The organism is Brevundimonas sp. GW821-FHT02A10 (assembly GCF_059422025.1).
The window spans coordinates 40,665-64,134 of the sequence record NZ_JBWKWC010000007.1 but is presented as its reverse complement, the minus strand read 5'-3'; the positions used below and the strand labels follow the sequence as shown (position 1 = coordinate 64,134).

28 protein-coding genes and 1 tRNA gene are annotated in these 23,470 nt (G+C 67.9%); 14 read left to right on the top strand and 15 right to left on the bottom strand.

All coding sequences use genetic code 11. The annotated features are described in order from the left end of the window. Window positions 1-30: 30 nt before the first annotated feature. The 5 genes from AC07U0_RS16445 (at window position 31) to AC07U0_RS16425 (ending at window position 2,431) form a co-directional block, all read left to right on the top strand. Window positions 31-345 carry an ArsR/SmtB family transcription factor gene (locus tag AC07U0_RS16445; RefSeq protein ID WP_494721057.1) on the top strand — a complete coding sequence of 105 codons (315 nt, stop codon included), beginning with the start codon at window positions 31-33 and terminating at the stop codon, window positions 343-345. A 10-nt stretch (window positions 346-355) separates the two neighbouring features. Then, window positions 356-571 (top strand): hypothetical protein, encoded by a 216-nt coding sequence (locus tag AC07U0_RS16440; protein WP_494721056.1) that lies wholly within the window; start codon window positions 356-358, stop codon window positions 569-571. Further along, a complete protein-coding gene (locus AC07U0_RS16435; RefSeq protein ID WP_494721055.1) occupies window positions 571-1,017 on the top strand; it encodes a hypothetical protein in 447 nt (148 codons plus the stop codon). The genes AC07U0_RS16440 and AC07U0_RS16435 overlap by 1 nt, the downstream gene beginning before the upstream one ends. A gap of 36 nt (window positions 1,018-1,053) precedes the next feature. Then, window positions 1,054-1,776, top strand: coding sequence for a DUF4386 domain-containing protein (locus AC07U0_RS16430; RefSeq protein ID WP_494721054.1), 723 nt, complete (start codon window positions 1,054-1,056; stop codon window positions 1,774-1,776). 124 nt (window positions 1,777-1,900) lie between these two features. Next, a complete protein-coding gene (locus tag AC07U0_RS16425; protein ID WP_494721053.1) occupies window positions 1,901-2,431 on the top strand; it encodes a nuclear transport factor 2 family protein in 531 nt (176 codons plus the stop codon). Between the two features lie 66 nt (window positions 2,432-2,497). Here the strand turns inward: AC07U0_RS16425 and AC07U0_RS16420 are convergent, their stop codons facing one another. Further along, the gene (locus tag AC07U0_RS16420) at window positions 2,498-2,968 is read right to left on the bottom strand and encodes a phasin family protein (protein ID WP_494721052.1); all 471 of its coding nucleotides are present in this window, start codon (window positions 2,966-2,968) and stop codon (window positions 2,498-2,500) included. Window positions 2,969-3,323: 355 nt separating this feature from the next. On the opposite strand from AC07U0_RS16420, the gene AC07U0_RS16415 reads away from it, so the two are divergent. Continuing rightward, window positions 3,324-4,859 (top strand): D-alanyl-D-alanine carboxypeptidase, encoded by a 1,536-nt coding sequence (locus tag AC07U0_RS16415; RefSeq protein WP_494721051.1) that lies wholly within the window; start codon window positions 3,324-3,326, stop codon window positions 4,857-4,859. Window positions 4,860-4,961: 102 nt separating this feature from the next. On the opposite strand, the gene AC07U0_RS16410 is transcribed toward AC07U0_RS16415, so the two are convergent. The 4 genes from AC07U0_RS16410 to AC07U0_RS16395 all read right to left on the bottom strand — a co-directional run bounded on the left by AC07U0_RS16410 (window position 4,962) and on the right by AC07U0_RS16395 (window position 7,340). Further along, entirely contained in the window at window positions 4,962-5,171 is a 210-nt protein-coding gene (locus tag AC07U0_RS16410) for a hypothetical protein (protein ID WP_494721050.1), read from the bottom strand. Window positions 5,172-5,250: 79 nt separating this feature from the next. Next, on the bottom strand, window positions 5,251-5,694 hold the full coding sequence (locus AC07U0_RS16405) for a J domain-containing protein (protein ID WP_494721049.1): 444 nt from the start codon (window positions 5,692-5,694) through the stop codon (window positions 5,251-5,253). Window positions 5,695-5,703: 9 nt separating this feature from the next. After that, entirely contained in the window at window positions 5,704-6,546 is an 843-nt protein-coding gene (locus AC07U0_RS16400; protein ID WP_494721048.1) for a division plane positioning ATPase MipZ, read from the bottom strand. 116 nt (window positions 6,547-6,662) lie between these two features. After that, complete coding sequence (locus AC07U0_RS16395; protein ID WP_494721047.1) at window positions 6,663-7,340, bottom strand: SPOR domain-containing protein; 678 nt, start codon at window positions 7,338-7,340, stop codon at window positions 6,663-6,665. A gap of 111 nt (window positions 7,341-7,451) precedes the next feature. Between AC07U0_RS16395 and panC the strand changes: the two genes are divergently transcribed. After that, window positions 7,452-8,309: a pantoate--beta-alanine ligase gene (gene panC, locus AC07U0_RS16390; RefSeq protein WP_494721187.1), complete on the top strand. Its 858-nt coding sequence runs from the start codon at window positions 7,452-7,454 to the stop codon at window positions 8,307-8,309. Here panC and AC07U0_RS16385 read toward each other — a convergent pair. The 3 genes from AC07U0_RS16385 to AC07U0_RS16375 all read right to left on the bottom strand — a co-directional run bounded on the left by AC07U0_RS16385 (window position 8,306) and on the right by AC07U0_RS16375 (window position 10,527). After that, window positions 8,306-8,782 carry a Gmad2 immunoglobulin-like domain-containing protein gene (locus tag AC07U0_RS16385; RefSeq protein WP_494721046.1) on the bottom strand — a complete coding sequence of 159 codons (477 nt, stop codon included), beginning with the start codon at window positions 8,780-8,782 and terminating at the stop codon, window positions 8,306-8,308. The two genes, panC and AC07U0_RS16385, sit on opposite strands and share 4 nt — an antisense overlap. 75 nt (window positions 8,783-8,857) lie before the next feature. Beyond that, a complete protein-coding gene (locus AC07U0_RS16380; RefSeq protein ID WP_494721045.1) occupies window positions 8,858-9,649 on the bottom strand; it encodes a chorismate mutase in 792 nt (263 codons plus the stop codon). A 290-nt stretch (window positions 9,650-9,939) separates the two neighbouring features. Then, window positions 9,940-10,527, bottom strand: a complete 588-nt coding sequence (locus tag AC07U0_RS16375; RefSeq protein WP_494721044.1) for a prephenate dehydratase domain-containing protein — start codon at window positions 10,525-10,527, stop codon at window positions 9,940-9,942. Between the two features lie 154 nt (window positions 10,528-10,681). On the opposite strand from AC07U0_RS16375, the gene AC07U0_RS16370 reads away from it, so the two are divergent. Continuing rightward, window positions 10,682-11,944 (top strand): FAD-dependent oxidoreductase, encoded by a 1,263-nt coding sequence (locus AC07U0_RS16370; protein ID WP_494721043.1) that lies wholly within the window; start codon window positions 10,682-10,684, stop codon window positions 11,942-11,944. Between the two features lie 6 nt (window positions 11,945-11,950). On the opposite strand, the gene AC07U0_RS16365 is transcribed toward AC07U0_RS16370, so the two are convergent. The 4 genes from AC07U0_RS16365 to rpiA all read right to left on the bottom strand — a co-directional run bounded on the left by AC07U0_RS16365 (window position 11,951) and on the right by rpiA (window position 16,213). Beyond that, a complete protein-coding gene (locus AC07U0_RS16365) occupies window positions 11,951-13,321 on the bottom strand; it encodes a class II 3-deoxy-7-phosphoheptulonate synthase (protein ID WP_494721042.1) in 1,371 nt (456 codons plus the stop codon). 63 nt (window positions 13,322-13,384) lie between these two features. Next, a complete protein-coding gene (locus AC07U0_RS16360; RefSeq protein WP_494721041.1) occupies window positions 13,385-14,008 on the bottom strand; it encodes a hypothetical protein in 624 nt (207 codons plus the stop codon). A 95-nt stretch (window positions 14,009-14,103) separates the two neighbouring features. Beyond that, complete coding sequence (gene gor / locus AC07U0_RS16355) at window positions 14,104-15,498, bottom strand: glutathione-disulfide reductase (RefSeq protein WP_494721040.1); 1,395 nt, start codon at window positions 15,496-15,498, stop codon at window positions 14,104-14,106. A gap of 31 nt (window positions 15,499-15,529) precedes the next feature. Next, a complete protein-coding gene (gene rpiA / locus AC07U0_RS16350) occupies window positions 15,530-16,213 on the bottom strand; it encodes a ribose-5-phosphate isomerase RpiA (protein ID WP_494721039.1) in 684 nt (227 codons plus the stop codon). Window positions 16,214-16,280: 67 nt separating this feature from the next. Here rpiA and AC07U0_RS16345 point away from each other — a divergent pair, with 67 nt between their 5' ends. Beyond that, window positions 16,281-16,820 carry a hypothetical protein gene (locus AC07U0_RS16345; RefSeq protein ID WP_494721038.1) on the top strand — a complete coding sequence of 180 codons (540 nt, stop codon included), beginning with the start codon at window positions 16,281-16,283 and terminating at the stop codon, window positions 16,818-16,820. Here AC07U0_RS16345 and glmU read toward each other — a convergent pair. After that, a complete protein-coding gene (gene glmU, locus AC07U0_RS16340) occupies window positions 16,817-18,169 on the bottom strand; it encodes a bifunctional UDP-N-acetylglucosamine diphosphorylase/glucosamine-1-phosphate N-acetyltransferase GlmU (protein ID WP_494721037.1) in 1,353 nt (450 codons plus the stop codon). The two genes, AC07U0_RS16345 and glmU, sit on opposite strands and share 4 nt — an antisense overlap. A gap of 89 nt (window positions 18,170-18,258) precedes the next feature. Between glmU and AC07U0_RS16335 the strand changes: the two genes are divergently transcribed. Further along, entirely contained in the window at window positions 18,259-19,230 is a 972-nt protein-coding gene (locus AC07U0_RS16335; RefSeq protein ID WP_494721036.1) for an alpha/beta fold hydrolase, read from the top strand. Between the two features lies 1 nt (window position 19,231). Beyond that, window positions 19,232-19,951 (top strand): HAD-IA family hydrolase, encoded by a 720-nt coding sequence (locus AC07U0_RS16330; RefSeq protein WP_494721035.1) that lies wholly within the window; start codon window positions 19,232-19,234, stop codon window positions 19,949-19,951. Between the two features lies 1 nt (window position 19,952). Here AC07U0_RS16330 and AC07U0_RS16325 read toward each other — a convergent pair whose 3' ends face one another. Both AC07U0_RS16325 and AC07U0_RS16320 read right to left on the bottom strand, forming a co-directional pair. Further along, complete coding sequence (locus AC07U0_RS16325; protein WP_494721034.1) at window positions 19,953-20,567, bottom strand: Pr6Pr family membrane protein; 615 nt, start codon at window positions 20,565-20,567, stop codon at window positions 19,953-19,955. A gap of 61 nt (window positions 20,568-20,628) precedes the next feature. Continuing rightward, complete coding sequence (locus AC07U0_RS16320) at window positions 20,629-21,045, bottom strand: winged helix-turn-helix transcriptional regulator (RefSeq protein ID WP_494721033.1); 417 nt, start codon at window positions 21,043-21,045, stop codon at window positions 20,629-20,631. Between the two features lie 105 nt (window positions 21,046-21,150). Here AC07U0_RS16320 and AC07U0_RS16315 point away from each other — a divergent pair, with 105 nt between their 5' ends. The 3 genes from AC07U0_RS16315 (at window position 21,151) to AC07U0_RS16305 (ending at window position 23,467) form a co-directional block, all read left to right on the top strand. Continuing rightward, window positions 21,151-21,900, top strand: a complete 750-nt coding sequence (locus AC07U0_RS16315) for an SDR family oxidoreductase (RefSeq protein WP_494721032.1) — start codon at window positions 21,151-21,153, stop codon at window positions 21,898-21,900. Between the two features lie 124 nt (window positions 21,901-22,024). Then, window positions 22,025-23,314 carry a dicarboxylate/amino acid:cation symporter gene (locus AC07U0_RS16310; RefSeq protein ID WP_494721031.1) on the top strand — a complete coding sequence of 430 codons (1,290 nt, stop codon included), beginning with the start codon at window positions 22,025-22,027 and terminating at the stop codon, window positions 23,312-23,314. A gap of 78 nt (window positions 23,315-23,392) precedes the next feature. Continuing rightward, window positions 23,393-23,467: transfer RNA gene (locus tag AC07U0_RS16305), tRNA-Val, on the top strand. Window positions 23,468-23,470 lie beyond the last annotated feature (3 nt).

Here is a 23,470-nt window from a genome sequence, read left to right as displayed (position 1 = left end):
TTTCTTACACGTGAAAGGACGGACAATCTTATGACCCCTGGTGATCGTTTGCTGGCCGTCCTGTCGGCACTGGACAACCCGCACCGGCTGCGGGTGCTCGCCGCCCTGCAGGCCGGGGGCCGCAACTATGTCAGCCAGCTGGCGCGGGAGATCGGCATCAGCCGCCCCCTGCTGCATCTGCATCTGAACAAGCTGGAAGACGCCGGCCTCGTGAAGAGCCACCTCGAACTCTCGTCGGAGGGCAAGGCGCTCAACTACTTCGAGATCGCGCCCTTCCACCTGGAAATCACACCCCTGTCCATCGTGGACGCCGCCGCCTCCCTGACGGCCAAGACTGAAAAATAGGAGACCACCCGTGTCGGAAGATCTTTACCTCCTGACGATCTGCCTGCCGCTCGGCACCATCCTTCTGGTGTTCGGGATGCGCTATCTCGCGTTGGTCCGCCAAGCCAAGGCGAAGACGGATCAGGACGAGGCCTACAGGGCCCTGGCCGAGAGCACCCGCGCCGCCCTGGCCGAGATGCAGGCGCGACTCGAGGGCATCGAGAAGATCCTCAAGGACGTCGAATAGTGACCGACGCCGCTGTCGCGCCCGGCGCCGTCGCCCGCCCTGAAGACGCGCCCCTGCCCCTCTGGCGGCTATATGGACTGCGCGCCGGTTATCTGCTGCTTGCGGTGGGACTGGGCGTTCAGGTCTGGCCCGGGATCCTGACCGACCATTCGGACTGGGAGCTGATGGAAGGCGTGGTCCAGTGCATGCTGGGCGCGATCGGCCTGCTGGCGCTTCTCGGCCTTCGCTACCCCGTCCGCATGCTGCCGCTTCTGTTCTTCGAGATGCTCTGGAAAGCGCTCTGGCTGGGCTTCGTCGCCGCCCCACGCCTGATCGAGGGCCGGATGGACGACGGCGCCTGGTCCACCCTGTCGGCCTGTCTGCTGGTCGTCGTCTTCCCCATCGTGACGCCCTGGCCCCGGGTCGTTTCCCTCTTCATCACGGCGCGTGGCGACCGCTGGCGCTGAGCCAGACCCCGCCGCCTCCCCGATCCGGACCGTTTCATGCCCTTTGATATCCGCACCCGTCCGCTCGCCTACGCCCGCCTCGCCGGGGCCATCTATCTCGTCGTCATCGTGGCGGGGGCGCTCGCCGAGGGCATCGTCATGAACACCGTGACAGTTCCGGGCGACGACGCCGGGACGATCCGGGCGATTCTCGCCCACTCCTCGCTCTGGACCTGGGGGCTGGCGGCGAACCTCGTCATCCCCCTGATCGCCGTGGTCCAGCTCTGGATCGAATACATGCTGCTTCGGCCGGCAGGGCGGGGGCTTGCCCTGCTGTTCCTGCTCCTCAACCTCGCCTCCCTCGCGGTGGAGGCGGTCAGCAAGATGTTCCAGCTGATGGTCCTGCCGCTCGCCTCAGGCGGCCCCGGCGGCGCCCTGTCCGAAGCCATGGCGACCTTCGCCCTGACCGCCCACGGCGTGGCGTTCAACATCGCCCTGATCTTCTTCGGCGCGGCCTGTCTTGTCAGCGGGACGCTGATCTGGCGGTCCGGCTATCTGCCGCGGTTCATCGGCGTCCTGATGCAGGTCGCCGGTCTCTGCTACCTCGTCGCGTCCTTCGCCGAACTGCTGGCGCCGTCGTTCGCCCGCATGATCAGCCCGGCCATCCTGCTTCCCGTCCTGGTGGGTGAGACGAGCTTCTGCCTGTGGCTGCTGATCCGCGGCGTGAACGTCCGCAAGTGGAACGAGCGTCAGGACTCGATCGTGCGCGGCCAGGCCTGACGGCGGGCCGAGGTCACGCTCAGGTCGCCCCCAGGGCCGGCCATGACCAAAGATTCACGGGACTCCGGCGCCCCACGGACACATCGTGAGTCTGGCCGGGAGCTGCGACGGCGGAGACGAACCGATGACCATTGCCACTGTTTTTCTCGCCCTGACGCTTGCCCTGCCCGGTCAGGAAACCCTCACGACTGCGGTCGTAACCGTCCCGGCCGAGCCGGCCCTGAGCGCCGCCATCGGCGAGCGCGACACCGTCCTGTTCCGTGTCATGTTCGACGAGTGCGACCCGGCGGCCCTGGCCGATCTGGTGACCGACGACATCGAATTCTACCACGACCGCGGCGGGCTGATGTCGACGCGGACGGCCTTCGTCGCGGACTATCAAAAGGGCTGCGAGGCGAAGAAGGCCTCTGACGCATATCGCTCACGGCGCGTGCTCGTACCCGGTTCGATGCGGGTCTACGCCATCCCCGGCGCGGGCGCCGTCGAGGAAGGAACCCACCTCTTCTACGAACGCCAGGGCGATGGGCCCGAAAAGCTGGTCGGCCGGGCGCGGTTCTCGATGTTCTGGAAGCTGGACGCCGACGGCCAGTGGCGGCTGTCGCGCGCCTTCAGCATCGACCATGCGGCAGCGTCGGAACCCCCGCCTGCCAACTGAACAAGCAAAAGGGCCCGGCGCCTTCGCGCCGGACCCTGATGGTACGCTACTGCAGTGTCAGGTCGCTTAGCGGGCGGCCTGGAACTTTTCGACCGAGGCGGTGACGCGCTCGTTGATCGGCTTGAAGCTGTCCTTGACCGACGAGGTCAGGGTCTCGGTCATCTTGGTCATTTCGGCCATGTAGACCTCCATGGCCGACTTGGTGAAGCTGGTCTGCAGCTCGATCAGTTCCTGGACCGAACGGGCCTTGGCGAAGGTCTGGGCGGCGGCGACGCCGTTTTCCCAGCTCGACTTGCCGTAGGACAGGGCCTGGGCCGACAGGGCCTCGGCGCCCTTCTGGGCGGCGGTGGTCGAGGCGACCACGGCGTCAAGGTTCAGCTTGGACTGGGCGCCCAGCTCGGTCAGCGAGGCGGTGGTCTTTTCCAGACCGTCCTTGAACGCCTGGGCGCCGGCGGCCTGGACCTTCTCGGCCTGGGCCTTGGTGCTGGCGGCGGTTTGTTCGACGGTCTTTTTGACGGCTTCGGCGGTGTCGGCCATGTGAAGTCTCCTGAACCCGGTGATCGGGCCCCGTTCATTTCGACGGACCCGTGATGATTGCTCTCGCGACGGAATACTCCCTCGCGACAGGGCTCATATGGTGCATGTGCGAACACGGGTCAAGGATTTTTGTGCAGCGCACAATATGAACGCCGATAACCTGACAAGCGACGAAAACGGCTAAGCTTTCGCTTCAGGGGCGAAACGTTCAAATCTCCGTTGAGACCTCGTTAACCACCGTGAAACCCGAAACTCGCATGCTAGGCTCCTACCCGTCGCGCCGGGGGGCCGCCCAACATTCGCGTTGCGTCTCTGGCCACAGGGACGTCACAGTTACGAGGCTATTCGGTTGCCGATGACCGCTTTCTTCCGTCGCATCGCCGTCGGCGTCATGGCCGTTCTGGCGGTGACAGCCGTCTCGGTTTCGCCCCTGTCGCCGATCTCGTCGATGGTCGAGGCGCAGTCGTCGGACAACGCCCGCTACGCCGCCATCGTGGTCGACGCCCAGACGGGTGAGGTCCTGTTCGCGCGCCGCGCCGACAGCCCGCGCTATCCCGCCTCGGTCACCAAGATGATGACCCTGTATCTGACGTTCGAGGCGCTGGAGGCCGGACGCGTCAAGCTGGACGACATCGTCACCGTCTCTCCCCTCGCCGCCTCCCAGCCGCCGTCCAAGCTGGGCCTCGCCGCCGGCCAGACCATCCGCTTCGACGACGCCATGCGCGCCACCACCGTCCGCTCGTGTAACGACATGGCCATGGTCCTGGCCGAGCACGTCGGCGGCTCCCAGGCCCGGTTCGCGGCCATGGCGACGCTGAAGGCCCGCCAGCTGGGGATGACCCAGACCAATTACGTCAACCCGAACGGCCTGCCCGACAGCCGCCAGGTCACCTCGGCCCGCGACCTGGCCATCCTGGCCCGCGCCATCATGCGCGATTACCCCCAGTATTACAGCTACTTCGGCCTGCACGACTGGGCCTTCCAGGGCCGTGACTATCGCAACACCAACGGCCTGCTGCTGGGCGGCGAAGGCTATGACGGCATCAAGACCGGCTTCACCAACGCCTCGGGCTACAACCTCGCCGCCTCGGCCGTGCGCAACCATCGCCGCATCATCGTCATCGTCATGGGCGGCCGCTCCAGCGCCACCCGCAACGCCCACGTCGCCGAGCTGATGAACACCGGCTTCGAGGTCGAGAACCGCCGCGCCCAGGGCGAAAACATCCAGGTCGCCCAGACCTTCTTCGAACAGCGCGGCTTCGGCGTCGACGGCGCGGGTCTGTCCGACGGCACGGCCCCCATCGCCTACGCCTCGCTCAACGGCGAGCGCGGCTCTCCGGTGCGTGACGACGAGGACGGCGAGGGTGGCACGGCTGTGGCCTATACCGCCCTGCCCCCGCGTCCGCAGCCGCGTCCGACCGTCCCGGTCTCCTCACCGGAAGTCGCACCATCCGCCACCGCCCGCAGCTACGCCGCCGTCGCCAACCAGCCGCCGCCGGTTCCCGCGCCCCGCGCCGAGAACCGCGCCGTCGCGAACGATCCGACCAATCTGACCGCCTCGCTGAACGGCGGGGTCGCTGCGCCCCGCACGACCACCCCGGCCCGCACGCCTCCGCCCGCGACGCGTCCCGCCGCCCCGGCGCGCGCGCCCGCAGGCCGCTGGGCCGTTCAGGTCGGCGCCTTCCGCAGCGAGTCCGTCGCCCGCGACTGGCTGACCGAGGTCAACCGCCGCTTCCGCGCCCAGTTCACCGACGCCGAGCGCGCCGTGCAGTCGAACGACGGCTGGTTCCGCTCGCGCTTCACCGGCATGACCGAAGCAAAGGCGCAAGACGCCTGCGAGGCCCTGGCCGCGCGCCGCGTGACCTGTTCGGTGATCCGCCCGGGGGCATAGCGGGCGGTCGCTCGGCCGCATTGAAGGGACGGGCCTGTACGTCCGGTTCCCGCATAACGTTCAACGCGGGCTTACGACCCGTTGCGGACATTAGCTCGCAGGTTAGCTTTTGCCAAAAATGCCTCGGCAGACCCACACCAACCGAGAGAGCGAGAAAAGGGCGAGGGGCTTTGCTGCGTAAATGGCGATGTCGAAAGTCACCGGCAAAATGTGGAAGTCGATCAAAAGCCACACCAAAAAACAGAGCACGGTCGCCACGGATAGGCCGAGGAACCACGGGTCAAGAAAGACGGAGCGTTCTTTGGCTTTCATGGCCTTTGCTATCCCACGTAAAAGCTCTGCTTCCCACCCTTGGGCGACGTTAGAAACGTCCGCTCCCGGCCGAATGCCCCTAGCGCTTCAGCAACCGATCCCGCGCCGCATTGACCCGCGCGGCCAGCCCTTCGGTGCCCCCCTGATCGGGATGGGCGCGGCCCATCAGGCGACGCCAGGCCTCGTTGATCTCGGCCTTTGACGCAGTCGGACCGATGCCTAGGATGGCCCGCGCCTCGGCCTCCGACAGCGGCTCGGACTTCGCTGCTCTCGGGGGCGCCGGGCGGATGCGGGAGCTGAAAATCAGATAGGCGCCCGCCGCCACCATCCCGGCCGTCGCCAACCAGGCTCCGTGCGAACCCGCCAGAACCGCCCCGGCCAGCAGGACGGCGCCGAGGATGGTCGCGGCGATACGCCACTGCCCCCCGGCCCGACCGGATCGGGTCAGCCTCTCGGATTGTCGGCCCAGCCGGACCAGGGCCCAGACGGCGATCGCCGCCAGAGCCAGCCAGATCAGGCCCATAAGGTTCGCTTAGGCCGCCGCGTCCAGCGCGGACAGATTGTCCAGCGAGGCCTGATCCAGACCCATGGCCAGCATCAGGTTGCGCATCTCCTGACGCGCCGCGACGTGGGCCAGCGACACGGCGACGGGGCGCACGTCGTTGGACAGGTCCGCGACCGTCAGGCCGAAGGGGAACAGCTCGCGATAGATGACCCGATCGCGCAGGCCTGGCCCGACGCGGAAGCCTACGCGCTTGGCCAGCTTGGCCATCCGCTCTTCCAGACGGCGGCGGTTGCGCGCTTCGGCGACGGCCAGGCGGTTGGTCACCACCAGCCAGTCGATGGCGGCGTGGCGGCCTTCCTTGATGGCGCGCTGCTTGCGGGCCTCCCAGACGCTCTCGGAATAGATGGAGGGCTTGAGCAACTCCAGCGTCACCGGATCCACCTGACCCAGCAGGTCGAAGTCGACGAAGCTGTCGTTCATCGGGGTGACGATCTGGTCGGCGCGGGCGTGGGCAGCGCGCGACAGGGCGGTGTCGCCGCCGGGGGTGTCGATCAGGATGATGTCGACCTCGCCGCACTGGGCGTAGGCGGCCTCGAAGATCGCCATCTGGTCGTCTTCGGACGCCTTGGCCAGCGCCTTGCCGTCGCCCAGATCGGGCTCGATCGGCATGGGCAGGCTGTGGCCGTTGGCGGCGGTCCAGGCGGCGCGGTTGGCGAAGAAGTGGGACAGGGACCGCTGGCGCAGGTCCAGGTCGATGATCGCCACCTTGTGGCCCGCGTGAAGCAGACCCACGACGATGTGGATGGCCAGGGTGGACTTGCCCGCCCCGCCCTTTTCATTGCCGACGACGACGACCTGAGGCTGCGCCATGTTGCGATGACCCGATGCTGGCGACGACTCACTCACGCGTCGTCAATGGCTTGCAGACTCGGGCGCCTTCCGACGAACGTCAATGAAGGGTTAATGCGTAGCTGTGGACGAGGGCCTCAGGCCTGACGCGCACACCACGGGTCGCTGACCTGGGCCGCGCGGCAGATGGCGACGGCGGCGGCCGTGGGGGCCGCGACCTTCAGCCGCGTCAGGGCCCGGCCGTTGACCGTCACCCGCTCGAACACCGGCGACAGGCCGGTCAGGGCGTTGCGGGCGGCGCCGGCCTTGACCGTGCTCCAGGCCGACCGCGCCGCGGCCTCGCTGGAATAGGCGCCGAGCTGGATGGTGGTGCGTGTGGCGGCCGGAGCGGCGGCGAGGCCTGAACGCAGACCGTCGGTGCGGGCCGGACGGGCGACCTCGGCGGCGCGGGTCGAGACCTGCTGCACGACAGCGCCCATGGCCGCATGCGCCACAACGGGCGCGGCGGCCTCGACGACGGCGGCGCTCTCCTGCCGGACAGCATGGGTCAGGCCGTCGCGGGCGTCCCACAACTCATGCGGATCCATGACCTCGACCCGCAGGCCGGACCGAAGCCCGGAGGCGGCGGCGGTTCCCGTCAGGGGCGCCGGAGCCGGTGTCGGCGAAGCCGGGGCCTCCGATCCATCCAGACGGATGTCGGCGACCTTCTGGGCCATGGACTCAAACCGGTGCGGGTCTGCATCCACCATGCCGCAGGAGGCGGTCGTGAGACCGACACCCGACAGGGCGAGCGAAACCAGGACTGGACGAAGCATTCTGCTGGGCGTCATAAGCGCAACCCTACAAAACAGGCTTTGAAACGCCGTTCACGAACACGCTTAAAGCGAAGGGTTAACGTCATAACCATCCCCGAAAACCCTGAGACCCTGCCGATCATCCGCACTGTGAGTGAATTGCGTGCTGTTGTGCGGGGCTGGCGCAAGGAAGGTCTGACGGTCGGTCTGGTTCCCACCATGGGCGCCCTGCACGAGGGCCACCTGACGTTGGTGAAGGAAGCGCTGCGCCGCACCGATCGCGTCGTGACCAGCGTCTTCGTCAATCCGACCCAATTCGCGGCGCATGAGGACCTGGGCACCTATCCGCGTCAGGAGGCCCGCGACGCCGAGCTTCTGACCGCCGCCGGCGGCGCGCTCATGTTCGCGCCAACGGCCGCCGAGATGTATCCCGCCGGCTTCGTCACCACGGTCACGGTCGGAGACGCGGCGAAGGGCGGCCCGTCCCAGGGACTGGAGGGCGAGTTCCGCCCGGCCATGTTCGGCGGCGTCGCCGTGGTCGTCTCCAAACTGCTCAATCAGGTCCAGGCCGACGTCGCCGTCTTCGGCGAGAAGGACTGGCAACAGCTGATGGTGGTGCGCCGCATGGCCGCCGACCTCGACATTCCGACCGAAATCGTGGGCAGCCCGACCCTGCGCGACGACCACGGCCTGGCCCTGTCCTCGCGCAACGCCTACCTTTCCGAGGCCGAACTGGCCGTGGCGCGCCAGTTGAACATCATCCTGCGTCAGGCCGCCGATCAGGCCGCCGCCAGACGCCCCCTCGCCGCCGTCGAGCGTGACGCCTATGGCGCCATCCTCAAGGCCGGGTTCGACCGCGTCGACTATGTCGCCGTGCGCCGCGCCGACGACCTGTCCGTCTTCGCCGACGGCGTCGTGGATGGCCCCGCCCGCATCCTCGTCGCCGCCGTCATCGGCAAGACGCGGCTGATCGACAATATGCCGGTCTAGTTGCTCGCGGTCAGGGTAACCGGAATCCGCACCTCGCGCAGCGGAGCGTCGTCGCCGTCCTCGCCCTTGCCGGTCTGATCCTCGGTCAGGACCACCGTCCCCGTCTGGGTCGCATCGACGGCATAGCTGAGCACCGCCTTGAACGGCACCGGGCCAGGCTTCGTCCAGTCCGTCTGGGCCTGGGCAGGCGCCTGGGTCAGCAGATTGCCCTGGGCGTCCAGCAGGACGGCGTCGAAGACCGCCTCGAAATACCAGTCATTGGGCGCGACGCCCGTCACCGTCAGCGGGCTGGTCGTCGCGGCGCCCGCAGCGGGCGAGGTCACGCTGAAGCCGGTCGGATACGCCACGGCCGGCGATGCCGCGGTCGCGTCCAGAGGCGCGGACTGGGCGTCGGATGTGGCAGGAGGGTCGGCGGGCTGACCACAGGCGGCCAGACCCAGCATCAGGGCGCCGAGAGCAAGGTGTTGACGCATGGACGGTTCCCGAACGCGACGGCGAAAGCCGCCTGTCCGGGAACGCTCGTCCCTGCCTATGGTCGCGTCAAGGCCTCAGCCAATCGCGCCGACGCAGCCCTCGACCTCGCCCGGCGCCAGATCGGCGTCGGTCAGGGCCAGGGTCCAGCCGTGGTCGGTGGCCAGGCCCCAGCGGCGCGCGCCGCCGCCGTCACCCGCATCGCCGCCGGCGGCGACCACCACGCGGCGGCCGGTCGGCAGGGCCGGCGGATCGATCTTGCCGACGGCGAGCGCGGTCGGCTGACCGCCGCCCAGGCCGAAGCCGTCGAACACCGACAGGCTGGACCATTCGCGGCGCAGGCCCACCCACCAGGCGTCATCGGTGTTGACGGCCAGGACGGCGACGCCGTGACCCTCGGCGGCGAAGGCGAGCGCGGCCTGCGGGTCGCGGACCATGCGGATGTCGGCGGCCATGCCGAAGCGCTGGCGCGCGCCGTCGAAGGCGCGGGTCGGGTCGTTGGGAGCCCAGACCTGGACCTGCAGCGTGCCCTGACGGGCCAGACCCCAACCGACGATCTCGCGCCACAGACCGGCGACGGCCTCGGCGTTCTCGGGCTGGCACTGGCTGAGCACGCGGCCCAGCACGGTCTGTTCACGGTCGGGGCGCAGCTTGGTGTGCGGGCCGTGCGGGGCGTCCTTCGCCTTGCCGACGCTGGCGGCGATGGCGAGACGGCGCTCGAACAGCTCCAGCAGTTGGTCGTCGATCAGGTCGATCTCGTGACGCAGGGCGGCGAGGGCCATCTGTTCGGGCGTCATGTCGGCAGGGTTCATGTCAGCGGGCCAGACCTGCTTGAGATTGGGATTCGGATTCAGGGTGGAGACGGTCATTTAAGAAGGGCTTTCGCAAATACGGGAATTTCGATGGGGGAACGCCAACAGGCGCGCGCAGCCGCTCGGGGTCCGAGCGGTCGCCGGTGAGGCTGTCAGGAGCGAAGAGCGCTCGAGGCCTCAGCCGGCGTATCGAAAGCCGTAATAGGAGCCGCTAAAATAAAAGCCGGCAACCGCGCGCGAACGGGTCGAAAGGGTCAGAACAGAAGCGCGCAGCGGGGACATGGGAGGGTCCAATCGCGGACCAGAGCGGTCCGTAGGGTCTTAAGACACGCAACGATCGTGCGCCGTCAACCCTTTTGCACCCCCAGCAGGACAAAACGCGTCCGGTTATCGGCGGAATCCTGCAGGTCGTGACGCAGAATCGACAGCCCATAAATCTCTGCCGCAGCCATGGGGGCGAGCGCCGCGCGGCTGCGGTCCCCGGCCTCGGCGACATCGCGGGCGGCGCCGGCGGTATCGAAGGCGACCACGATCTTCGCATTGATCTGCGACAGGGTCTGGCGGCACTGGTCCAGCGCGATGGGGTGGCTTTCGATGGTGCGGATGTCCGCCATCCGCGCGCCCTCGACGGCCATCAGGCAGTGGCGGATCGGCCGCCAGACGTCGGCCAGGGTCTCGAAACCCGACTCGCGCACCAGGGTCGCCGCCGGCTCCACCGCCCCGATGGTCGAGTTCTCGATCGGGATCAGTGCCATGTCACAATCACCGCTCTGCACCGCCGCCAGCGCCTCGGCGAAGGTCTCGAAGGGCACAGCCTCGTCCCACGGACGCAGGGCGACGCAGGCTTCGTGGCTGAAGGCGCCGGGCGCGCCCTGAAACGCCACCCGGGCGTTGCGGTCGTCTTCGATCGGGCGGGTCGCGTCTTGTTCGGTCATCTTCGATCTCGCCGTAACTTCCGGGCCTCTGACCACCCGGCCGTGTCCGCAACGCGTCCACAAGTCAGTGCATTTGCGGCGCCCGGGCGCGCGGGACAAGCCCCGACAATCCCGCTAAGCCTCGATCATCGCCAAAGCGCCGGGGGAACAGCGGATGACGGACGCCATGCTGAAGAGCCGTCGTCTGGTCCTCATGGGCCTTGGGGGACTGGGCGCGAGCAGCCTGGCCGGATGCGTCACCGGGGCTGCTTCCGCCCCCACGCCCGCTGCCGGCCTGCTCACCACGACACCTCGCTTTGTCATTCCGCCGCTCGCCCCGATGAACCTCAGGGCCGACCGGATCACCCGCATGACCGTCTGCCTGCGTCCGTTCCGCGCCGCCGGACCGCGCATCGAGGCCGAGCGGATCGGCGAAAAGCGGGTGGTGCACAACTACGGCCACGGCGGCTCGGGCTGGTCCCTGTCGTGGGGCTCGGCCCAGATCGTCCGCGAGCTCGCCATGGCGGGGGGAACGACCGACATCGCCGTCATCGGCTGCGGAGCCCTCGGCCTGACCGCCGCCACCACGCTTCAGCGCGCGGGAGCGAAGGTCACCATCTACGCCGCGGACCGCCTGCCCCAGACCCGCTCGGCCCGGGCCACGGGGACCTGGACGCCCTCCTCGCGCATCGCCGACGAGAACAGGGTCGACGCCGCCTTCCCCGCCCTGTGGGAGCAGATGGCCCGCGCCTCCTGGGCCATGCACCAGACCTATGTCGGCCAGCCGGGCGACCCCGTGGCCTTCCTCGACCGCTACATCCTGTCCGACACGGCGCCGACCGAGCTCTCCGGTCCGCCCGCGCCGCCGTCACCGGATCCGACCGTCACCGCCTCGACCCCGCCGTCCGAACCCGGCGTCATCCGCTTCGCCGACTATGAGGGGCGCCTGCGCGACATCACGCCCCGTTCGCACGCCCTGACGCCGGACCAGCATCCCTTTCCGGTCGCCTCCGCGCGCCAGACCTCGAACATGCAGTTCAACATTGCCGAGCTGGGCCACAGGCTGATGGCCGACTTCATCGCCGAGGGCGGACGGATCGAGCAGCGCGTCTTCAACACCCCGGCCGATCTCGCGACCCTGAAAGAGCCGGTGATCGTCAACTGCACAGGTTACGGCGCGCGGGCCCTGTTCGGCGACGAGAGCATCGTCCCGGTGCGCGGCCAGATGGCCTGGTTGCCGCCCCAGCCGGAGGTGCGGTACAGCCTCTACTACAACGGCGTGGGCCTCGTTTCCCGGCCCGATGGCATCGGGGTTCAGGCCCTGCGCGGCGGCGACATGTTCGGCTATGGCCTCGACAACGAGACGGCCGACCGCGCCGAGGCGGAGGCCGCCATCGCAAGGGCCGCCCCGCTCTTCGCGAAGGCCTTCAGCGCCTGATCGAAGTCAGGCCGCGCGCGACTGGTTCAGACGCCCGACCTTGAGCCGCTCGGCCACCAGGAAGGCCAGCTCCAGCGCCTGGTCGGCGTTCAGGCGCGGGTCGCAGTGGGTGTGATAGCGGCTCGACAGATCGTCCTCGGTCACGGCGGTCGCTCCGCCGATGCATTCGGTGACGTTCTGGCCGGTCATTTCCAGGTGAACGCCGCCGGGATGAACGCCCTCGGCCTCGGCGACATCGATGAAGGTGCGGACCTCGGTCATGATCCGGTCGAAGGGCCGGGTCTTGTAGCCGTTGTCGGCCTTCAGGGTGTTGCCGTGCATCGGGTCGATCGACCAGATGACCTTGTGGCCGCTGTCCTTGACCGCCTTCATCAGGTTGGGCAGGCGCTTGCCGACCTTGTCGTGACCGAAGCGGCCGATGACCGTCATCCGGCCCGAGATGTTGTCGGGGTTCAGCTTGTCCAGCAGGGGCAGCAGGTCGTCCGGCTCCATGGTCGGGCCGCACTTCACGCCGATCGGGTTCTTGATCCCACGCATGAACTCGACGTGGGCGCCGTCCAGCTGACGGGTGCGCTCGCCGATCCACAGCATATGGGCCGAGGTGTCGAACCAGTCGCCCGAACCGCCGTCCAGACGCGTCAGGGCGCTCTCGACGTTCAGCAGCAGGGCTTCGTGCGAGGTGAAGACCTCGACGCGGCTCAGGTCCGGGTGGGTGTCCGGGGTGACGCCGACGGCTTCCATGAAGGCCAGGGCCTCGGTGATCTTGTCGGCCAGCTCGCGGTACTGGGCGCCCGCGCCGTTGTCGGCGAAGCCCAGGGTCCAGCGGTGGATGTTGTACAGGTCGGCATAGCCCCCGCTGGCGAAGGCGCGCAGCAGGTTCAGCGTCGAGGCCGACTGGTTATAGGCCTTGATCAGCCGCTGTGGATCAGGAAGCCGCTCCTCAAGCGTGAAGCCCGAACCGTTGATGTTGTCGCCGCGATAGGACGGCAGCTCGACCCCGCCGATTTCCTCGACCGGGGACGAGCGCGGCTTGGCGAATTGGCCGGCGATACGGCCGACCTTCACCACCGGCTTGCGGCCGGCGAAGGTCAGGACCACGGCCATCTGCAGGATCAGGCGGAAGGTGTCGCGGATATTGTCGGTCGAGAACTCCTTGAAGCTCTCGGCGCAGTCGCCGCCCTGCAGCAGGAAGGCCTCGCCCTTTTCGACCTGGGCGAGCTTGGACGTAAGGGTGCGGGCCTCGCCGGCAAACACGAGCGGCGGCATCGCGCGCAGTTCGTCTTCGACGGCGGTCAGTGCGCGCGCGTCCGGATAGTCCGTCGGCATGTGCGCGACGGGCTTCGATCTCCAGCTCTCTGGGGTCCAACGGGTACTCATGCCGCGTACATAGTCCGAAGGCGGCGGATGGACAATGAATGACCTCTACAAACGCCTCGCAGCTTAGCTGGGGGGCGTCTCGACGAACGGCGGCGCATCAACCGTGCTCAGATAAGCGACCTCGATCGAGACCACGGCATGGACCCAGATGGTCTTGTCGGCGCGACGAACGACCCAGGTCGTCGTCGGGCTGTTGGTGAAGTCGCCCAGCGCGTCGAGCAGGTCCTGACGGGTCTCTTCCGGCAAGGTATCGGCAGCAGACTGCGGAATTCGCCCCGAGGCGATCATCACGCCGCCGGCGTCGCGCAACATCCCGTCGAAGGCCGCCTGGACCTCCGTCCGCGACAGGGTCTTGCCGGGCTCGGCAGAGATCCGCATCCAGTGCACATCGCCGTCCACGGTCTGGAAGCCGCTGCCCAGCCAGATCGGGAAGCGGGTCTTCTGGAGCGCGCCCTGGGCCTCGACCCGATATCCGGCGGGCGCGGTGAAATAGGGCGCCGTCGTCAGAGGTGCGGTAGAGACCGGCACGCCCGACAGATCGAAGCTGGCCGGAGCCGCCGCCGTCGTAGCCTTCGTATCCGACCCTGTCGGGGCCTCCGCGGTGTCGGACCGCCCGCAGGCGGCGAGAGCGAGGACGGCGAGCGAGACGGCGGCCAGCGCGACGGCCGGCTTCAGGCGAAACGACATGGGACATCCTTCGACGACCGCCCGACGCGGTCTCGCCTGGCCTAACGGCCCAGCTGCCGTCGCGTTCGCCCCAAAGATGCGTTTCTTTGTCGCTCTCAGCCCGCCGACATCGACGCCGGGGTCTGCTTGTCCTTGAGGGTGACCAGTTCCTCGGCCATGGTCGGATGGACGGCGCAGGTGGCGTCCCACTGGGCCTTGGTCAGGCCGGCCTTCACGGCGATGGCGGCCAGCTGGATCATCTCCGGCGCCTCGGGTCCGACGATGTGGACGCCGACCACGCGCTGGCTGTCGGCGTCGACGACCAGCTTCATCAGCACCCGCTCATCCGAGCCGGTGAAAGCGTATTTCATCGGCCGGAAGCGCGTCAGATAGACGTCGACCTCGCCCTTGCAGGTATGGCGCGCCTCATTCTCCGACAGGCCCACCACCCCGACCGGCGGCTGGGAGAAGACCGCCGTCGCCACCGCCTCATAGTCGAAATGCTGCGGATTGTTCTTGTAGACCGTCTGGTGGAAGGCCACCGCCTCGCGGATGGCGACCGGCGTCAGGTTCATCCGGTCGGTCACATCGCCGATGGCCCAGATGTTGTCGGCCGTCGTCTTCGACAGCTCATCGACCTTGATCGCGCCGTTGTCGCTCAGTTCGACACCGGCCTTCTCGAGGCCCAGATCCTTGACGTAGGGAATGCGGCCGGTGGCGAACATGACCACGTCGGTCTCGATCGTCATGCCGTTCTCGAGATGGTTCACCAGCCCGGTTTCGGTCTTCTCGATGCTGGAATGCTGGCAGCCGAGGATGACCTTGATGCCGCGCTTCTCGATCTCGCCGGCCAGATGGGCGCGCACGTCGTCGTCGAAGCCGCGCAGGATGTTCGGCCCGCGATAGACGAGCGTCGTCTCGACGCCGAGGCCCGCGAAGATGCCCGCGAACTCCACCGCGATATAGCCGCCGCCCGCGATCAGGATGCGCTTGGGCAGTTCCGGCAGGTGGAAGGCCTCTTCCGAGGTGATGACGTGCTCGATCCCCGTCATCGTCTCCGGAACCCAGGGCCGGCCGCCCGTGGCGATCAGGATCCGCTCGGCGGTGAAGGTGCCGCCGTCCGAGCCATCGCGCTTGGTGACCTTGACCGTATGGGCGTCGGTCAGGACGGCCCGACCGTTGACCAGATCGACCCCGGCCTTGCCGAGGTTGGCCGCGTAGATGCCCGACAGACGCGCGATCTCGACGTCCTTGGCCTCGAGGAATTTCGGCCAGTCGAACTTCGCGTCGATGGTCCAGCCATAGCCCTCGGCGATCTTGAAATCGTGAGCGAAGTCACTGGCCATGACCATGAACTTCTTGGGCACGCAGCCGCGGATCACGCAGGTGCCGCCGACCCGGAACTCTTCCGCGATGGCCACCCGCTTGCCGCCCAGCGCCGTCAGCCGCGCCGCCCGCACCCCGCCGGAGCCCGCCCCGATGACGAAGAGGTCGTAGTCGTAGTCGGCCATGGGTCAGCTTTCGAAGCGGAACGGTGCGGGGTTACGGAAGTAGGATGTCGACGCCGGAATCCAAGCCGATAATCGCCTCATCCGCCAGATCGAGGAACAGGCCGTGTTCGACCACGCCGGTGATCAGCTTCAGGTCGTCGGCCAGACGCACTGGATCGTGGATCGCCCCGCATTTGGCGTCATAGATCAGATTACCGCCGTCGGTGCGGACCAGCCCGCGGTCCGCCGTGCGGGCGCGGGCGGGCATGATGATCTCGTGGTCCAGCAGGACGTCGGCGATGCGGTTGCCGGTCGTCTTGTGCCCGAAGGCCACGACCTCGATCGGCAGGGGGAAGGTTCCCAGCACCGGCACGACCTTGGCCGCGTCGGCGATGACGATGCAGCTCTTCGACGCTTCCCAGACCAGCTTCTCGCGCAGCAGGGCCGCGCCGCCGCCCTTGATGAGGGCCAGGCCCGGCCCGACCTCGTCAGCGCCGTCCACGGTCAGGTCGATCTTCGACACATCCTCCAGCGAGACCAGAGGCAGGCCCAGTTCGCGCGCCAGATCGGCGGTCTTCTCGGACGTCGGGACACAGCGCAGGTCCTTCAGACCCCGTGCCGCCAGCGCCTTGACGAACCAGGCCGCCGTCGAGCCCGTGCCCAGCCCCACGACCATCCCGGCCTCGACCCGTTCGGCCGCCGCCTCACCGGCGCGTTGCTTCTGCAGATCGGACATCGGGAACTCGCTTGCGGCGGGGAAGGATTCGTGGCTGGCTCCCCGCGCTTTATCGGGGGAGAGAGCGATGGGAAAGTACAACCACACCACCCAGACGACCGCGCGCCTCAAGGCCGCACTGGTGATCGCCGGACTGGGCCTCGGCCTGACCGCCTGCGAGACGATGTTCGTCCAGCCCGCCGAGTCGCCGACCACCGCCAGCATAGACTATCAGCGCGACCCGGAACTGAGCCGGTTCGGCACGGGCGAGATGGTGTCCTGGGCCAGCGGCCCGGACTGCGCCCAGGCGCTGCGTATCTCGTCCTATGATCCGATGACCGTCGGATCCAAGTCTTTCCGTCTGGGAGGCGGTGAGCGGGTGCATCTGCTGGCGGACATCTTCCCGGTCGGTCCGGGCGGCCTCTACACCAACACCCAGTGCGTCAATGTCATCAGCTTCGTCCCCGAGGCCGGGCATAGCTACACGCTGGTCCAGACCTTCGCCGCCGGGAAATGCAAGACCACGGTGACCGACAAGGCGTCCAATGCCCCGCCGCCGACCTTCGTCGAACACCCGCTGGTCGCGACCTGCGTGAAGACGCCGGCAGGCTATACGCGGGTCGGCTAGGCCTTCTTCTTGGCCGCCTTGATCGCCGCGGCCTTCTCGCGGAAGGCCGCGCCTGCCCCGTCCTTGTTCACCTGACGCCCGCGCGCCAGCGACAGGGCGTCGGCGGGGACGTCCTCGACGATCACCGAGCCCGAGCCGACGATGGCGCCCGCACCGATGGTCACCGGCGCGACGAGGGCCGAGTTGGAGCCGACGAAGGCCCCCTCGCCCACCACCGTCTTCGCCTTGTTGAAGCCGTCGTAGTTGCAGAAGATCGTGCCCGCGCCGATGTTCGCGCCCGCCCCCACCGAGCCGTCGCCGAGATAGCTCAGGTGATTGGCCTTGGCGCCCTTCGCCATGGCGACATTCTTCACCTCGACGAAGTTTCCGACCTTAACGTCCTCGCCCAGAGCCGCGCCCGGACGCAGCCGCGCATAGGGACCGACCTCGGCGCCGGAGGCCACCGTCGCCCCCTCGATATGGCTGAAGCCGCGGATACGGACGCGTTCGGCGATCTTCGCGCCCGGTCCGAAGATGACGAAGGGCTCGATGGTCGTGCCCGCCCCGACCTCGGTGTCCCAGGCGAAGTGGACGGTCTCGGGCGCGCTCATGGTCACCCCGGCGGCCAGAAAAGCCTCGCGCTGCACGGTCTGGAACAGGGCCTCGGCCTGGGCCAGCTCGGCTTGCGCATTCACCCCCATGACCTGATCCTCGCCCGCGAACACGGCTCGCGTCGGCGCCCCGCGCTTCCGCGCCAGTTCGACCACGTCGGTCAGATAGTATTCGCCCTTGGCGTTCTCGTTGGTGACCTCGGCCAGCAGGGAGAATAGCAGCCCCACCGGCGCCGCCATGACGCCCGAGTTGCAGGTGGTGATGGCCAGAACCTCCGCCGACGCCTCCTTGGCCTCGGTGATGGCGGTCAGGACATCGCCGTCCATGACCAGCCGGCCATAGGCGCCGGGATCGCGCGCCTCAAAGCCGATGACGGTGACGCCGTCGTGGTTCCGGAACACCGGCTCGATGTCGGCGGCCTTCAGCAGGGGCACGTCGCCATAGGTGACCACCACCTGTCCCACGAAGTCGCCCAGCACGGCCTCGGCGGCGCGCACGGCGTGGCCGGTGCCCAGCGGCGGGTCCTGCACCGCGATGGCGTCCTCGCCCAGCCGCTTCACGACATGGGCCCGCACTTCCGGCGAATGCGACCCCACCACCACCACGATCCGCTCGCAGCCCAGGGCCTCCGCCGCATCGATGGCGTGGTCCAGCATGGCGCGATGCCCGACCGGGTGCAGCACCTTGGGCAACGGCGACTTCATCCGCGTGCCCTGGCCGGCGGCGAGAATGATGGCGGCGCGAGGATGGGTGGTCATGAGTCGTTCCGGCGAATTTCTATTGATCTCTACAGGGTGGCGCGGGCGGCGAAAACCGGCATCCTCCACCAGCAATCACGAGGACGGACATGCGGGTTTCGAGACGATCCTTCCTGGCCACGGCCGCCGCGACGGCGGCCCTGCCCGCCCTTCCCGCCTTCGCCGCCGATGATCCCGCCGTGCCCCGCCCCGATGAGGAGCGCCGCGTGCCGGTTCCGGGCGGCGAGGTCTACGTCCGGATCAATGGCGACCTGAAATCGGGCAAGACGCCACTGCTGCTGGTCCACGGCGGTCCGGGCGGCGCCTGTTGGCAGATGTTCCCGGCCCTGCCCCTCGCCGCTGACCGGGCGATCGTCCTTTACGACCAGCTCGACAGCGGCCGGTCGTCGGCGCCCGGCGATCCCTCCAACTGGACCATCGACCGCTATGCGTCGGAGATCGACGCCATCCGCCTCGCCCTGGATCTGCAGCAGGTTCACCTGCTGGGGCACAGCTGGGGCGGCATCCTCGTCGCCAACCACGCCGCTGGCCAGTTGTCAGGCATCCGCAGCGTCATCCTGCAGGGGACGCCCCTGTCGGCGCGAGGCTGGGCCGCCAGCATGGACGAGTTACTTGCCGCCATGCCCGACGGTCAGGGCCGGCTGATCAGCGCCCCGACGCCCGAAGACAGCCCCGACGCTATCGGCGCCGCCTTCGGGGCCTTCATGGCGACCCATCTGAACCGGACCCGGTCCCCGGCCTATGCGCCCGCCTATATGCGCGACGTGCCTGTGGATCGCGGCGACGCCCTGGCGGCGGCCGCCATGGGCGACGGCATTCCGCGCATGACCGGCTTTCTCAAGGACTTCGACCAGGAGCCGCTGCTGAACCGGATCACCGTTCCGACCCTGTTGCTGGGCGGCCAGTACGACCTCGTCACGCCCGCGACCAAACGCGCCCTCCTGCCGCGTCTGCAAAAAGGTTCGCTCGTCACGCTTGCCGACGCCGGCCATATGGCCCAGTTCGACCAGCCCGAGGCCTGGCGACAGGCCGTCGGCGATTTCATAGCGCGAGCAGACTGACATGAACCCCGACCGCGACCTTGAAGGCTGGACGATCGCCTTCGATCTGGACGGCACCCTGGTGGAGACGCAAGGGGATCTGGTCGGCACGCTGAACCGGCTGCTGGTGCGCGAAGGCCACCCGCCCGTGCCCATGGAGAGCGCGCGCCAGCTGATCGGCGGCGGCGCCCGGGCCCTGCTGGAGCACGGCTTCGTCGCGGCGGGCGCCTCGTGGGAGGAAGCCAGCCAGGACGCCCTCTTCGACGCCTTCATCGCCGACTATGTCGAGCATATCGCCGACGAGTCCCACCCGTTCGAGGGTGTGGTCGAGACGCTGGAGCAACTGGCCGAGCGCGGCGCCAGACTGGTCGTCGCCACCAACAAGCGCACCGACCTGTCCGAACTCCTGCTGGGCAAGCTGGACCTGACCCGGCATTTCGCCGCCATCGTCGGCCCCGACAAGGTGAGTGCGAAAAAGCCCTCGGGCGCCCACCTTAAGGAGGCCGTCCTGCTAGCCGGCGGCGATCCGTCCATGGCCATCATGGTCGGCGACGCCTCGCCCGACACCGGCGCCGCCCGCGACGCGGAGATGCCCTGTATCGTCGTCACCTTCGGCTATACCCAGACCCCGCCGGAAGAGCTGGGCGGCGACGTCCTCATCGACCATTTCGAGGATCTCGAAGAGGCGATCGATGGGCTGCTGACGGATCTCTATGTGTCGCGGGCTCTGGCGGGGCTCTAACTCAGCGCCTGCGCGACAGAAGCTTGTCGATCCCGACCACCATCAGTCCGCACACGGCATAGAGGGCGATCAGCGCCCCGATCGTGATGCCGACGCTCCACACGCCCTGCTTCGCCCAGTTCAGGAAGCCATAGGCGTATTCGCCCGTGAGCCCGCCCCGGATCAGGGCATAGGTCCAGTAGAAGGCGGGCCAGATCAGCCAGGGCAGTACGCTGGTCCACCTCACCCCGCCCCGAACGGCGAACACGACCCAGAACACCAGCGCCAGCAGCGGCGTCGCCCCGTGCAGCAGGATGTCGGACAGATCCGACTTGCCGATCACCAGCCGCCCGCCGATCAGCCAGAAGCCGATCCCGACCGTCAGGATCGCCGTCACCACCCAACCGACCAGCTTGGGCGTCGCCAGCCGCGCGATACCCAGGGCCACGCCCGTCATGACGACCGCCAGACACAGATTGGTCAGGTCAGTCAGGAAACCGGCATTGACCCACAGGGCGCCGAGCCAGTTTCCCTTCTGGCTGGCGATCTCCGCCGCCAGATAGAGGCCGAGCCCCAGCCACGCCGTGGCGGCGACGATCCCGGCCGCGATCCGTCCCGTCTTGGTGTGCTGCGCCATATCCGTCCCCCGAAGGAGAAGTTTCGCAAACCAATGTTTGCAGAGCAAGCCGGAACGCCGCCTACCCTACCTTCGCCTCATCGAACCTCACCCGCGCCGTCTCGATCCGCTCCAGATGCTCGCCGGCCCAGGTCCAGACCCCACAGAAGGCCTCCGCCAGGCTGAAGCCCATGTCGGTCAGGCGGTATTCGACCTTGGGCGGCACCACCGGGTGGACCGTGCGCACCACCAGACCGTCGCGCTCCATGGCGCGCAGGGTCTGGGTCAGCATCTTCTGGCTGATGCCCTCGGAAAGTTCGCCGATGCGGGTGAAGCGCAGCTCGCCGTTCTCGGCCAGGACATCCAGCACGATCATCGTCCATTTGTCCGCCACCCGGCCGATGACCTCGGTCACCAGCGCCTCGATACGCGGATCGACCGGCGGATATTCGACGCGGCCGTCCACGATCGGACGCGGTTTGAAGGCCGTGGCGGTCATGACTTTCCTTTCGGTAAGTACCGAACGTTTCGGTGCCTACTTTCCAATGGAGAGTGATGGTCATACATCGCCGGACGTCGCTTTTCCAGACACGGAGATCCCCCCATGAACACCGCACAAGACACCGTCCTGATCACCGGCGGCGGCACCGGCATCGGCCGCGCCTTCGCCGAGGCCCTGCATGCGAAGGGCGCCAAGGTCATCATCGCGGGCCGCCGCGCCGGTCCGCTGCAGGAAGTCGTCGCCGCCAACCCGGGCATGGCCTTCGTCGTCCTCGACGTCGCCGATCCGGAGGCCATCAAGACCGTCGCCGCGAAAGTGATCGCCGACCACCCCGCCCTCAATGTCGTCATCAACAATGCTGGCATCATGAAGCCCGAGACCCTGTCGGGCGGCGCCTTCGACCTGTCGATCGTGGACGAGACTATCGCCATCAACCTGCTGGGCACGATCCGGCTGACGGCGGCCCTGCTGCGGCATCTGCTGAAGCAGCCGACCGCCACGGTCGTGACCGTCTCCTCGGGCCTCGCCTTCGTGCCCCTGACGGCGACCCCGACCTACAACGCCACCAAGGCCGCCATCCACTCCTGGAGCCAGTCCCTGCGCCACCAGCTCAAGGGCACTTCGGTCCGTGTCGTCGAATGGGCCCCGCCCGCCGTCGCCACCGACCTGATGCCCGGCCATGCCGAGAACCCCAACTCCATGCCGCTCGCCGACTTCACCTCTGAAAGCCTCGCCTTGTTCGAACGCGGAGACGACGAGGTCCTGGTCGAACGGGTCAAATTCCTCTCCGGCGCCGAGGGCCGTGGGGAGTATGCGAAGGTGTTCTCCATCCTGAACGACGGGGCGCACTGACCGCACAGGGTTCGGCGGGCGAATTTTTCTAAACCCGTCCGCCGATCCTTTCGCCACTTCCACGGTTGCGATCATCCGCCGCACCCCGCACATTCGCGAACCTTCCCTCGAAAGCCGTTCGCCGATGCTTGCCCGCTTCTTCGCCATTCCCCTGTGGATCCGCACCGCCGTCGGCTTCGGCCTCGGCATCGTCGCGGGCCTGATTTTGAGGGAGAATGCCGAGACCTGGCTGCAGCCGATCGGCGACCTCTATCTGAACCTGATCCGCATGGTGGTCGCGCCGCTGGTGCTGTTCACCATCGCCTCCTCCATCGCCAAGCTCGGCGAAGGGACAGGGGCCGTGCGGCTGGGCGTGCGCACCATCGTCTGGTTCGCCATCACTTCTCTTCTGGCGGTTCTGGTCGGCTTCCTGTTCGGCCACCTGATCAATCCCGGCGTCGGCCTGTCGAACCTGCCGCTGGGCGAGGTCAAGGAGCGGGTCATCCCGACCCCGCTCGAGGTCCTGCTCGGCGTCGTGCCCACCAATCCGTTCAAGGCGCTCAGCGACGGCAAGGTGCTGCAGATCATCTTCTTCTCGGCGCTGGTGGGCGTGGCCCTGGTCGCGCTCGGCGATCGCGCCGCCAACGCCCGCCGTCTGGTCGACGAGGGCGCCGCCATCATCTTCCGCATCACCCGCTGGGTGATCCAGTTGACCCCCATCGGCGTCTTCGGCCTGATCGGCTCGGTCGTCGGCGGCTACGGCTGGGAGGCCCTGCTGCCGCTGGTCAAGTTCATCGTCGCCATCTACGCCGCCTGCCTGTTCCACATCCTCGTGGTCTATTCGGGCCTGCTGAAGCTGCACGGGCTCAAGGTGACCTCCTTCTTCCGCGGCGCCTTCGCGGCCCAGCAGACGGCCTTCGCCACCTCCTCCTCGCTCGGCACCCTGCCCATCACCCTGCGCCAGACGGTCGAGCGCCTCGGCGTGCCCCAGGCCTATGCCGCCTTCGCCGTGCCCCTGGGCGCCAACGTCAAGATGGACGGCTGCGGCGCCATCTATCCGGCCATCGCCTCCATCTTCATCGCCCAGTATTTCAAGATCGACCTGACGCTGACCCAGTACGTCCTGATCGGCCTGACAGCCGTCCTCGGCTCGCTGGGCACCGCCGGCGTGCCCGGCACCTCCATCGTCATGCTGACCCTGACCCTGTCCACCGCCGGCCTTCCGCTTGAGGGGATCGGCTATATCGTGGCCATCGACCGGATCATCGACATGATGCGCACCGCCACCAACGTCACCGGCCAGATGCTTGTCCCGGTTCTGGTCGCCCGCGAGGAAGGTGTGCTGAATCGGGACATCTACGACGGCCATGTGGCCTGGCTCCCGGGCGATCCCGAGACGGATGCTCCCGAATTGGTCAAGGCGAGCGGCATCTGACGCTTGCGCTTTGGCGGGGGCCGGGCTACATCGCCGCCTCCCCGGTCGAGGCCCGATTCAGCCCCGACACTCCGGTACGGATGCTTAGCTCAGCGGGAGAGCACCTCGTTCACACCGAGGGGGTCGCAGGTTCAATCCCTGCAGCATCCACCATCC

Excerpts from the sequence above, each read along its gene's own strand:
- AC07U0_RS16320 (WP_494721033.1), bottom strand. The coding sequence starts at position 21,045 with ATGACCGCCACGGCCTTCAAACCGCGTCCGATCGTGGACGGCCGCGTC.
- AC07U0_RS16375 (WP_494721044.1), bottom strand. The coding sequence starts at position 10,527 with ATGACCGAACAAGACGCGACCCGCCCGATCGAAGACGACCGCAACGCC.
- AC07U0_RS16310 (WP_494721031.1), top strand. The coding sequence starts at position 22,025 with ATGCTTGCCCGCTTCTTCGCCATTCCCCTGTGGATCCGCACCGCCGTC.
- glmU (WP_494721037.1), bottom strand. The coding sequence starts at position 18,169 with ATGACCACCCATCCTCGCGCCGCCATCATTCTCGCCGCCGGCCAGGGC.
- gor (WP_494721040.1), bottom strand. The coding sequence starts at position 15,498 with ATGGCCGACTACGACTACGACCTCTTCGTCATCGGGGCGGGCTCCGGC.
- AC07U0_RS16385 (WP_494721046.1), bottom strand. The coding sequence starts at position 8,782 with ATGCGTCAACACCTTGCTCTCGGCGCCCTGATGCTGGGTCTGGCCGCC.
- AC07U0_RS16430 (WP_494721054.1), top strand. The coding sequence starts at position 1,054 with ATGCCCTTTGATATCCGCACCCGTCCGCTCGCCTACGCCCGCCTCGCC.
- AC07U0_RS16315 (WP_494721032.1), top strand. The coding sequence starts at position 21,151 with ATGAACACCGCACAAGACACCGTCCTGATCACCGGCGGCGGCACCGGC.
- AC07U0_RS16345 (WP_494721038.1), top strand. The coding sequence starts at position 16,281 with ATGGGAAAGTACAACCACACCACCCAGACGACCGCGCGCCTCAAGGCC.
- AC07U0_RS16380 (WP_494721045.1), bottom strand. The coding sequence starts at position 9,649 with ATGACCGTCTCCACCCTGAATCCGAATCCCAATCTCAAGCAGGTCTGG.
- AC07U0_RS16325 (WP_494721034.1), bottom strand. The coding sequence starts at position 20,567 with ATGGCGCAGCACACCAAGACGGGACGGATCGCGGCCGGGATCGTCGCC.
- AC07U0_RS16410 (WP_494721050.1), bottom strand. The coding sequence starts at position 5,171 with ATGAAAGCCAAAGAACGCTCCGTCTTTCTTGACCCGTGGTTCCTCGGC.
- AC07U0_RS16415 (WP_494721051.1), top strand. The coding sequence starts at position 3,324 with ATGACCGCTTTCTTCCGTCGCATCGCCGTCGGCGTCATGGCCGTTCTG.
- AC07U0_RS16360 (WP_494721041.1), bottom strand. The coding sequence starts at position 14,008 with ATGTCGTTTCGCCTGAAGCCGGCCGTCGCGCTGGCCGCCGTCTCGCTC.
- AC07U0_RS16335 (WP_494721036.1), top strand. The coding sequence starts at position 18,259 with ATGCGGGTTTCGAGACGATCCTTCCTGGCCACGGCCGCCGCGACGGCG.
- AC07U0_RS16405 (WP_494721049.1), bottom strand. The coding sequence starts at position 5,694 with ATGGGCCTGATCTGGCTGGCTCTGGCGGCGATCGCCGTCTGGGCCCTG.
- rpiA (WP_494721039.1), bottom strand. The coding sequence starts at position 16,213 with ATGTCCGATCTGCAGAAGCAACGCGCCGGTGAGGCGGCGGCCGAACGG.
- AC07U0_RS16400 (WP_494721048.1), bottom strand. The coding sequence starts at position 6,546 with ATGGCGCAGCCTCAGGTCGTCGTCGTCGGCAATGAAAAGGGCGGGGCG.
- AC07U0_RS16370 (WP_494721043.1), top strand. The coding sequence starts at position 10,682 with ATGACGGACGCCATGCTGAAGAGCCGTCGTCTGGTCCTCATGGGCCTT.
- AC07U0_RS16365 (WP_494721042.1), bottom strand. The coding sequence starts at position 13,321 with ATGAGTACCCGTTGGACCCCAGAGAGCTGGAGATCGAAGCCCGTCGCG.
- AC07U0_RS16445 (WP_494721057.1), top strand. The coding sequence starts at position 31 with ATGACCCCTGGTGATCGTTTGCTGGCCGTCCTGTCGGCACTGGACAAC.
- AC07U0_RS16395 (WP_494721047.1), bottom strand. The coding sequence starts at position 7,340 with ATGCTTCGTCCAGTCCTGGTTTCGCTCGCCCTGTCGGGTGTCGGTCTC.
- AC07U0_RS16420 (WP_494721052.1), bottom strand. The coding sequence starts at position 2,968 with ATGGCCGACACCGCCGAAGCCGTCAAAAAGACCGTCGAACAAACCGCC.
- AC07U0_RS16425 (WP_494721053.1), top strand. The coding sequence starts at position 1,901 with ATGACCATTGCCACTGTTTTTCTCGCCCTGACGCTTGCCCTGCCCGGT.
- AC07U0_RS16330 (WP_494721035.1), top strand. The coding sequence starts at position 19,232 with ATGAACCCCGACCGCGACCTTGAAGGCTGGACGATCGCCTTCGATCTG.